Consider the following 10,674-nt stretch of genomic DNA (forward strand, 5'->3'; position numbering starts at 1 on the left):
ATAACAGCATTAACTTTCATTCAGTTTGTAAATGTTTTTGTTTTCAGTAGAAAAATGAATAGACTTAAAATTGAATTAATTTAATAATGCACTACGAGTTGATAAAGTGTTTACAGCTGGGCATCGAAAAGGTATGTATTACAGTGAAGGAAGAAAAGCAGACAACCCATTCCGCAACTATGGAACCGGAGGATTGATGCAGGGAAGAAAATATCTCATCACCAGCACTTGGAATGCACCGGATACGGCGTTTACTATTCCCGAAGAATTTTTCCAAGGCAAAAGTGTTGATGATGGTGTATTTTTCCCATTTCACAGAATGAATGCCTTCTGCGGATTAGAACCTCTTCCAAGCCAACATTTTCACGATGTCGAAAAAAATGGGTCACCTGAGCTGGTTGCAAAATTTAAAGAAGACTATTCAAACAAAAAAATCCCCCGAATATTCGAGAGATTTAATATAATTAAGATTAAAATCTTAAGCTTCAGATGAAGGATTTTGATTTTCAGGTTTATTACCTTCCGGTCTTGGAGCTCTCTGCTCACCTTCTTTCTTCTCAGGTCTTGGTGGTCTTGGCAACAAAACTTTTCTTGAAAGTTTCATTTTTTTACGGTCATCGTAACCCATAAATTTCACCTCAACTTCGTCACCTTCTTTGTAAGGAACTTTATCAAGTCTTGCCCACTCGATTTCAGAGATGTGAAGCAATCCTTCGGTACCTTTAGCAATCGCTACAAAAGCTCCGAAATCCATTACTTTTACTACTTTACCTTGATAAACTTCACCTACAACCGGTACAAAAGTGATTTCGTTGATTTTCGCAATCGCTTCATTGATCTTCTCTCTGCTAACACCAGAAATCTCGATTCTTCCGATTTCTCCAACTTCCTCAATTGCGATAACAGTATCGGTATCTTTTTGCATCTGCTGAATGATTTTTCCACCAGGCCCGATTACAGCACCGATAAAATCTTTAGGGATTTCCATCATTACCATTTTCGGAGCGTGAGGTTTCACATCTTCTCTTGGTTCAGCAATTGTTTCAGTGATTTTATTTAAAATATGAAGTCTTCCGTCTCTAGCTTGTAGAAGCGCTTTCTCCATAATATCCATAGAAAGTCCTTGGATTTTGATATCCATTTGACAAGCTGTGATTCCGTCTTCAGTTCCTGTTACTTTGAAGTCCATATCACCTAAGTGATCCTCGTCTCCCAAGATATCAGAAAGTACAGTGAATTTCCCAGATTTAACATCCGTTACCAATCCCATTGCAATACCTGAAACTGGTTTTTTGATTTGAACACCTGCATCCATCAATGCTAAAGTTCCTGCGCAAACAGTCGCCATAGAAGATGAACCGTTAGATTCAAGGATATCAGAAACTACACGGATGGTGTAAGGATTTTCTTCAGGAATCATATTTGCCAAAGCTCTTTGAGCTAAGTTTCCGTGACCAACTTCTCTTCTTGAAGTTCCTCTCAAAGGACGAGCTTCACCAGTTGAGAACGGCGGGAAGTTATAATGAAGGAAGAATCTTTCGTCATAATTTACCATTACGCTGTCCACCATATTCGCATCTTTAACTGAACCTAAAGTTACAGCTGTTAAAGACTGAGTCTCTCCTCTTGTGAAAATTGCAGAACCGTGAGCTCCTGGCAAATAATCAATTTCGCTCCAAATTGGACGAATTGTTTGAGGATCACGACCATCAAGTCTGATTTTGTCATTCAAAATCATCTGACGCATCGCTTCTTTTTCTACATCGTGGTAATATACTTTTACGAAAGGCGTTACTCTTTCTAATTCTTCAGCATTTTCTACATATTGAGCCAAGAATTCATCACGTACCGCTTTGAATTTCTCACCTCTTTCTTCTTTGCTTGAAGGCGTTTTTGCTACTTCGTAAACTTTATCATAAGTTTCTTTCCACACTTTCTCACGGATGGCTTCATCGTGATTTTCGTGGTTATATTCTCTTTTAGGGAATGATTTTCCTACTTTTTCAGCTAATCTTTCCTGAGCTTCTACTTGTTTTTTAATTTCTTCGTGAGCAAAAGTAATCGCTTCAAGCATTTCTGCTTCAGTGATTTCTTTCATTTCACCTTCCACCATTACGATAGAATCTTTAGTTGCTCCAACCATAATATCAAGGTCAGATTTTGCAAGATCTTCGAATTTCGGGTTAATAGAAAGTTGACCATCGATTCTTACCACTCTTACTTCAGACATTGGTCCGTTGAAAGGAATATCGGTAATCGCAATCGCTGAAGACGCCGCCAAACCTGCTAAATCATCAGGAATTGACTGTCCGTCATAAGAAATTAATGAAATCATTACCTGAACTTCCGCATGGAAATCTTCAGGGAATAACGGTCTCAAAACTCTGTCTACCAAACGCATCGTAAGGATTTCTTGGTCTGAAGGACGAGCTTCTCTTCTGAAAAAGTTTCCTGGGATTTTACCACCTGCATAGAATTTTTCTCTGTAATCAACTGTTAAAGGTAGAAAGTCTACACCGGGATTGGCTTCTTTGTTGGCTACAACGGTTGCTAAAAGCATCGTTCCGCCCATTTTTACTACTACAGATCCGTCGGCTTGTTTTGCCAGTTTCCCTGTTTCGATTGTGATTTCTCTGCCGTCTGCAAGAGTAATCAGCTCTGTAATTGCTTGAGGTGCACTCATAAATTGTTTGTGTTGCGCTCCGTATTGAGCACTTTTAATTAATGTATTTCGTCTAAAATTTGTTGCAAAATTAGTCTTTTTGTTTTAATTTTTTGAAAATCCATCGAAATATAGATTTTAATACCCTATTTTTACATAACAATTAATCAAAAGAGGTTTATGAATCTCTTTAAATCAAGTAAAAATCTTACATTTTACTTCTCGAATATTTCTTATGAAAAACGAAACTTCTTTTCTTAAAAATCCTTTCTTTATCTCTTGGATTTTAGCATTATTATTTTACTCTTTAGAATATGCTATTCGCTCGTCACCTAGCGTGATGATTGGTAATCTTCAAACAAATTACGACACCAGCTCTACGGAAATAAGCTCTTTAATAAGCGCCTATTACATCACTTACTCCATCACCAGTCTTGCTGCCGGATTATTCCTCGACAGGTACGGAGCCAAAAAACCAGTTTTTTTCGGAATATTGGTTTTAGCTATAGGCTGTTTACTTTTCGGAGGTTCTTATTATGATGTTGGATATGCTGGTAGACTGATGCAAGGCATGGGATCTGCTATGGCTTTTCCTGCTGCAGTTTATATTGCGGTTAAAGCTTTCTCAGGGAAAAATCTTGCCACAGCTATCGGAATCACACAAACCTTGGGAATGTTAGGTGGGTCTGCAGGACAGAAATTAAGCAACAGTTATTTATCTAGTGGAAATTCTGTAAGTAGTATTTGGATTATTTTTGGTGCAGCTTCTTTGATATTAGCATTATTAGCACTTCTTTTTATTCCTAAATCTGAAGTTAGTGAAAATCATGAAAAACAAAAAAATATTTTTGACAACTATAAAATTATCTTTAGTAATCCGCAAAGTTATTTATGCGGATTGATTTCGGGTTTATTGTTTGCTCCAACAACGATTTTCGCAATGATTTGGGGTGTTAATTTTTTACAAAAGACAAGAAATATATCTCTGGAAAGTGCCACTGTAGCTTGTGCATTAGTTCCTATTGGATGGGCAATTGGATGTCCACTTCTAGGTTGGATTGCCGACAAGATAAAAAGAAGAATTCCTGTAATCGTTGGAGGTGCAATTTTGATGGCTGTTAGTCTCTTACAATTATCTTATCTACCGGATTTGGTTTCAGAAAATATTTCGTTTTTATTTTTAGGAATTGGTTCTGGTGCAGCAATGATTCCTTATTCTATCATCAAAGAAGTAAATCCTGACAAAGTAAAAGGAAGTGCAGCTGGTGCCATTAATTTTTTAACTTTTGGAGTAACCACACTTTTAGCACCTTTGTTTTCGAAATTATTTGGTTCTAAACTTACAATTGGTTTAAATGATAATTCCCTGCTTCAGCACTCTTTACTATTTTTCGTTATTGGGATTTTTGGAACTGTTATTATTTCATTTTTCTTGAAAGAGACTGGTAATGTAAAACCGGCGGAGACCAATTAATTCCAGTCATATAAAATTAATGAAGTTAAGTCTTTAACTAAATTTAACATTTTGTTAAAATAGACTAGCACTCTCTTAATATTGAATTAACAAAAGTGTACAATAATAAACTTATCCGAAGTTATTTCCGAGCAATTCTTAATAATAATACTGCAACTAAAATAACAGAAAGTAAAAATCCTAGAACAGCAACGAGAGACATCTCTCCAATTCTAGGTCCGGATTCTGAAACAAAAACGATTGCGGTTGCAATGATATTAGCTCCTAAAACCATTGCTAATATTAGATTGATAATACTTGATTTGATAAGTTGATTAGTCTTCTCAATATTTTTAATTTCACTCGAGATAGTGAATTTATTATCATCCAGCTTCTGAAGAACAGAACGCAATTCTTTTGGAATCTCATCCACATTTTCTGTGAAATTGATCATCTTATCCATTCCGTTCTTGAACAGTTTTTTTGGACTAATCTTTCTCGTTAATATCTTTTTAGTATAAGGACGAAGGCTTTTTACAATATCAAGGTCAGGATTAATGCTTCTTCCAACACCTTCTATCAAGCCAATTCCTTTAAATAAAAGATAAAAATAATCTGGCATATAAATTCGATTATCTTTTAAAACATCTTTCATTTTATTAATGATGATATGAGGATCGATGTCTTTAAGAGAACTACTGTGAACAAAATCAAGAACTTCATCTACATCGCTTTCAAATCTCCTCTCATCTGGAATCTCATAACTGACCGCCATTTTTTTGAGATAACGAACAATCTTATTAGAATTTTTCGCAACAAAAGCAACGATAAGACTTTCAAGAATATCCTTATCATTTGGCTGGATTTTCCCAACTGCACCAAAATCTATAAAGACTACTCTCCCATCTTTTTTAACCAAAATATTGCCAGCGTGAGGATCAGCGTGGAAAAATCCAAAATCCAAAATCTGAGAAACAAAAAGCCTTAAACCAACTTCAGAAATTTTGATTGGGTCGATATTGTTATTTAAAAGTTCTGTTTTGTCTGTAACCTTTATTCCATCAATAAACTCCATACAGAGGACATTATTATTGGAAAATTCGTCATAAACACTCGGAACATAAGTTTCTTTATTATTTTTAAAATTTAAAGCAAATTGTTTGATATTATTTCTTTCATTTACTAGCGAAACTTCTTCTAACAAAGACTTTTCAAAAGTGGCGATAGCTTGTTTCAAATTTAATTTTGAAGCTATTTCGGAATAAGTTGAAATGAGTTTTATTAAATCTTTAATCAACAATAAATCATCTTCAATGACTGATAAAACATCAGGTTTTTTGATTTTAAGAATTACTTCTTCGCCAGAAATCAAAGTCGCTTTATAAACTTGTGCAATAGAAGCCGTCGCCAAAGGTTTTGTGATAATTTCTGAAAAATGTTCTTTGACAGAAATATTGAATTCGTTTTCAAGAATTTCTTCAACATTCATTTCGACAACTTCCACTCTATCCTGAAGTTTCTGCAACTCCTGAATCAATTCTGCTGGCAACAAATCTTCCCGATTACTGAATGTCTGACCCAACTTTACGAAAGTCGGCCCTAACTCTTCCAAAACCAATCTGATCCTTTCATAAATTGTACTTTTAGAAACAATTTCTTCAGAATTCACTTCTGGTTTTTTTCCCATTCTTGCAATCAAATCCTTGAATCCATATTTGCTTAGAACAGAGATTAATTTGGCAGATCTTTTCAGTTTTCGTTGTTGTTTGTCGAACATATTGATAAAAATAAAGGAGCTACAAAGTAACTCCAAAAATTATTCCTACTGTCTAGAAAATCATTGAACCACAAAAGTCACAAAATAAAATCTAAAAAAATCTGGAAAAGAACAAACAGCCAACTTTAAAAAAAACTTTTTTGAACTTTGACAAAACTTAAGAAAGATATAAACTTGTGACTTTTGTGGTTAAAAAAATCTAAGTAAGCTCTGTTTAAAACCTCTTCTTTTTTGGATTAAGAAAAGTCGGGAAAATCATGACTTCGGGACCGAATTTTTGTGCAATTCTTTCCTCAAGATTGACCAATTCGCTTTCCATAAACTGATCGCGTATCTGATCATTATCAAACCATAGAAAAAGATTGGTATTTTTCCCTTCATTGATCATATCCGAATGAACTTCCGATAGGATGTATTTTTCTACATCTATCAGATTTTTAACCATCTGATGAAGATCATTTTCTACGTAAATGTCCCACTCTTCTATTCTATCTTCGATCGTATGAAATGTTATACTAAGGATGCTCATATTTTTAATTTTTTATGATTAATGTTGATAAATTCAGACTGCAAAAATCGTATTTTTTTTGTAAATTAGCCCGTTATAAAAAGAAGAAAAATTCAACGGGTCAGAATCTAATGTAGATTTCTGATTTACAATAAATTAAAAATATTTATGCATAAGGAAGGAGAAAGGTTAATACCGATCAACATTGTTGACGAAATGAAAACCTCCTACATCGATTATTCGATGTCGGTAATTGTATCAAGAGCTTTACCAGATGTAAGAGACGGTTTAAAACCCGTTCACAGACGTGTTCTTTACGGTATGTATGGTCTCAATGTATTTTCAAATAGAAAACATTTGAAATCTGCCAGAATCGTTGGAGACGTTTTAGGTAAGTATCACCCGCACGGAGACAGTTCTGTATATGATGCAATGGTGAGAATGGCACAACCTTGGAGTTTGCGATATGAGCAAGTTGATGGGCAAGGTAACTTCGGTTCTATGGATGGTGACCCTCCTGCAGCAATGCGTTATACAGAAGCAAGACTTAAAAAAATCTCAGACGAGATTCTTGCCGACCTAGATAAAGAAACAGTTGATTTTCAAAATAACTTTGATGACTCTTTACAAGAACCAACTGTTCTACCAACAAAAATCCCAAATCTTTTAGTTAACGGAACTTCCGGAATTGCAGTTGGTATGGCTACGAATATGGCGCCACACAACTTATCTGAAAGTATTGATGCAATCTGCGCCTATATCGATGACAGAGAGATCACAATTGATGAGTTAATGAAGCACATTATTGCTCCGGATTTCCCAACTGGTGGAATCATCTATGGATATGATGGTGTTCGTGATGCTTTTCACACAGGAAGAGGACGTATAGTTCTAAGAGCAAAAGTTGGTTTCGAAGAGATTGGAAACAGAAATGCAATTATTGTAACAGAAGTTCCTTATCAAGTGAACAAGGCAGAAATGATTGCCAGAACAGCCGAATTGGTAAAGGACGATAAACTTCCTGGAATCTACGAAATCCGTGATGAATCTGATAGAACTGGTTTAAGAATTGTTTACGAATTAAAGAATGATGCAATTCCAAATGTTGTATTAAACCTTCTATACAAATATACTTCTCTACAAACTTCATTTTCAGTCAATAACATTGCCTTAGTTAAAGGAAGACCAGAACAATTAAATTTAAAAAATCTAATTCATCATTTCGTAGATCATCGTCACGAAGTCATTGTTAGAAGAACCGAATATGAACTAAGAAAAGCCAAAGAAAGAGCTCACATTCTTGAAGGCTTTATGAAAGTCATCGGAACTCAGGATTCTCTTGACAGAGCGATTGCAATCATCCGTCACAGCGAAAATCCAGCCGCCGCAAAAGAAGGTTTGATTACCGAATTCGAATTATCAGAAATCCAAGCTCAAGCCATTCTAGACCTTCGTCTAGCTCGTCTAACGGGAATGGAATTGGACAAAATCCGTGCGGAGTATGAAGAGATAATGGCTTTAATTAAGGATTTGGAAGATATTCTTTCTAATGAACCAAGACGTTATCAAATCATCAAAGACGAACTTCTTGAAATCAAAGAAAAATATGGCGACGAAAGACGTTCCGAAATCGATTATTCTGGTGGGGAATTCTCTATCGAAGACATCATTCCTGATGAAAAAGTTGTTTTGACGATTTCTCACGCTGGTTACATCAAGAGAACTCTTTTATCAGAATATAAAGTACAATCCAGAGGTGGTGTTGGAAACAGAGCCGCAACTACAAGAGATGAGGATTTCCTTGAATATATCGTAACAGCAACCAACCACGAATACCTTCTATTCTTTACAGAAAAAGGGAAATGTTTCTGGCTGAGAGTTTTCGAAGTTCCAGAAGGTTCCAAAACCGCAAAAGGAAGAGCTGTTCAGAATTTGATCAACATAGAACCAGATGATAAGATCAAAGCCTATATCAGAACAAAAGATCTTAAGAATCAAGAATATATCAACCAAATGAATGTGGTGATGATTACCAAAAATGGAACCATCAAGAAAACTTCATTAGAAGCATATTCTAGACCAAGAACTAATGGTGTGAATGCTATTGAAATCCGTGATAATGATGCATTATTAGGTGCAAGATTAACAGACGGAAATTCTGAGATTATGATTGCGACCAAAAACGGTAAATGTATCCGTTTCCCTGAAGAAAAAGCAAGAGCAGTTGGTAGAAGTTCTATTGGTGTAAGAGGTATTTCTCTTGAAGATAACGACGAGGTTATCGGTATGATTGTTGTAAATGACTTGGAGAACGATACTGTTTTAGTAGTTTCGGAAAGAGGTTATGGTAAGAGAACAGCAGTTGAAGATTATCGTATAACAAACCGTGGCGGAAAAGGTGTAATTACGCTTAACATTACGGAAAAAACAGGGAATCTAATCGCTATTCAAAGTGTAACAGATGAAGACGGATTGATGATCATCAACAAGTCCGGAGTTGCTATCAGAATGAATATGAACGAGATGCGCGTGATGGGTAGAAATACTCAAGGTGTGAAAGTAATTAACCTTAAAGCTAAGGACGAGATTGCTGCCATTGCAAAAGTTGAAATGGACAGAGATGTAGAAGATGAAAACGAAGAAAACCTTGAAAATGAAGATAATAACACTGAAACAATCGTCAACCAATCTCAAACAGAAGAAAATCAGAACAATTCTGAAAACGAAAACACTGAAGAATCTTCTGACAACAACGAATAAAAATTAAAAGTACTTATAAAATGAAAAAATTAGTTTTAAGTTTAGCTATTTTGTCTGCAACATTCGTATGGGCGCAGAAAAAAGAAATCGCTAATGCTGTAAAAGCAGTTGACTCTGGAGATCTTTCAACGGCTAATTCAGAAATTTCAAAAGCTGAAGGTATTTTTGGTGATAAAACTTATTTATTAGAACCATCTGTTCTTGAGCAATATTATTATGCAAAAGGATTATCACTAATCAAAGCAGGAAAAAATATTGAAGGAGCAGAATATCTTTCAAAAATTAATAGCCTTAGTTCTGCAGCTATTTTCACAGGAAAAGATGCGGGAAAAAATAAGGTTTATTTTGTCGGAAAAGAAGCAGCTGACAAATTCGGAGCTGGATTATCTTTGAAAGAAGAAAAATATTCGCCTTCTTTATCCGAAAAAGTTAGAAGTAACGTAAACGCTCTTCTACAAACGGCTAGTACCGAAGCAACAAAAGAATACGGAAATAAAAACTATGACAAAGCTGGAGAAAAATTCGCTGAAACGTATTATCTTTTAAAAGCAGGAGATCAAGATAATAAAACCTATCTATACTACTCTGGTATTGCTTATGCACAGTCAACCGACAACAAGTCTAAAGGAGCAGACATTCTTGTATCTTTAATCAAAGACGGATACACTGGCGAAGAAACGGTTTATACTGCCAAAAATACTAAAACAGGCCAAGTAGAAACGCTTGACAAAGCAGCTTTTGATCTTTATAAAAAGACTAAGGATTATACGGATTTCAAAACCGAAAAAACACCAAGCAAACAAGAGGAACTTTATGAGGTTGCGGCATCATTACTTTTTGAACAAAAAAGATATGACGAAGCAGGAAAATTGGCAGAAGAAGGACTTAAAAAATTCCCTAAAAACCAATCTCTTTCGCAGACACAAAGCAATTCTTACTTCAAATCTGGTAAAACAGACGAGTTTATAAATAACTTAAAAACAAAAATTACTTCTAATCCAAACGACAAAGAAAGCTTGTATAATCTTGGAGTAATGTTGAGTAAAGATCCTGCAAAACAAGCTGAAGCAGAGGCTACTTTCAAAAAATTAGTTGATATTGATCCAAAATTCCCAAATGCAATGAACAATTTGGTTTTTGCAATTCTTGGAGAAGATGAAGCTGCAATCAACCAATACAGAGACTTGAAAAAAGCTGGAAAAATAGATGAAGCGAACAAAGTTCTTGAACAAAGAAGAGCTAGATTCCAAAAAGCTTTACCTTTTGCAGAAAAAATGTATGCAAACGATCCTAACAACAAAGAGGTTGTAACCCTTCTAAAAGGGATGTATATGACAACTCAGAATACTGCAAAGTATAACGAGTTCAAGGCTAAAGAAGCTGCAATGAAATAATCTAAAAGGAAGCCAATTGGCTAGTCATGGTCGGAAGATTTTTCTTCCGACTTTTTATTTTTTTTCACCAAAAAAATAAAAGAACTCAACCTATTGATTATTAGTTAATTAGTTTGTTTT

7 protein-coding genes are annotated in these 10,674 nt (G+C 35.1%); 4 read left to right on the forward strand and 3 right to left on the reverse strand.

The annotated features are described in order from the left end of the window. The first annotated feature begins 133 nt into the window (after positions 1-133). Positions 134-493, forward strand: a complete 360-nt coding sequence (locus DRF58_RS17095; protein ID WP_245955558.1) for an NAD(P)H-dependent oxidoreductase — start codon at positions 134-136, stop codon at positions 491-493. On the opposite strand, the gene DRF58_RS17100 is transcribed toward DRF58_RS17095, so the two are convergent. Then, the gene (locus DRF58_RS17100; protein ID WP_116037101.1) at positions 479-2,683 is read right to left on the reverse strand and encodes a polyribonucleotide nucleotidyltransferase; all 2,205 of its coding nucleotides are present in this window, start codon (positions 2,681-2,683) and stop codon (positions 479-481) included. The two genes, DRF58_RS17095 and DRF58_RS17100, sit on opposite strands and share 15 nt — an antisense overlap. Before the next feature lie 214 nt (positions 2,684-2,897). Between DRF58_RS17100 and DRF58_RS17105 the strand changes: the two genes are divergently transcribed. After that, complete coding sequence (locus tag DRF58_RS17105) at positions 2,898-4,136, forward strand: MFS transporter (RefSeq protein WP_116037103.1); 1,239 nt, start codon at positions 2,898-2,900, stop codon at positions 4,134-4,136. A 121-nt stretch (positions 4,137-4,257) separates the two neighbouring features. Here the strand turns inward: DRF58_RS17105 and DRF58_RS17110 are convergent, their stop codons facing one another. Then, positions 4,258-5,892 carry an ABC1 kinase family protein gene (locus DRF58_RS17110; RefSeq protein ID WP_116037105.1) on the reverse strand — a complete coding sequence of 545 codons (1,635 nt, stop codon included), beginning with the start codon at positions 5,890-5,892 and terminating at the stop codon, positions 4,258-4,260. A gap of 214 nt (positions 5,893-6,106) precedes the next feature. Next, entirely contained in the window at positions 6,107-6,421 is a 315-nt protein-coding gene (locus tag DRF58_RS17115) for a DUF4286 family protein (RefSeq protein ID WP_116037106.1), read from the reverse strand. 147 nt (positions 6,422-6,568) lie between these two features. Between DRF58_RS17115 and gyrA the strand changes: the two genes are divergently transcribed. Together gyrA and DRF58_RS17125 are read left to right on the forward strand one after the other, a co-directional pair. Next, positions 6,569-9,160: a DNA gyrase subunit A gene (gyrA, locus tag DRF58_RS17120; RefSeq protein WP_116037108.1), complete on the forward strand. Its 2,592-nt coding sequence runs from the start codon at positions 6,569-6,571 to the stop codon at positions 9,158-9,160. Positions 9,161-9,180: 20 nt separating this feature from the next. After that, positions 9,181-10,554: a hypothetical protein gene (locus DRF58_RS17125; protein ID WP_116037109.1), complete on the forward strand. Its 1,374-nt coding sequence runs from the start codon at positions 9,181-9,183 to the stop codon at positions 10,552-10,554. Positions 10,555-10,674: the final 120 nt, after the last annotated feature.

The organism is Epilithonimonas hispanica, from assembly GCF_003385395.1.
GTDB lineage: Bacteria > Bacteroidota > Bacteroidia > Flavobacteriales > Weeksellaceae > Epilithonimonas > Epilithonimonas hispanica.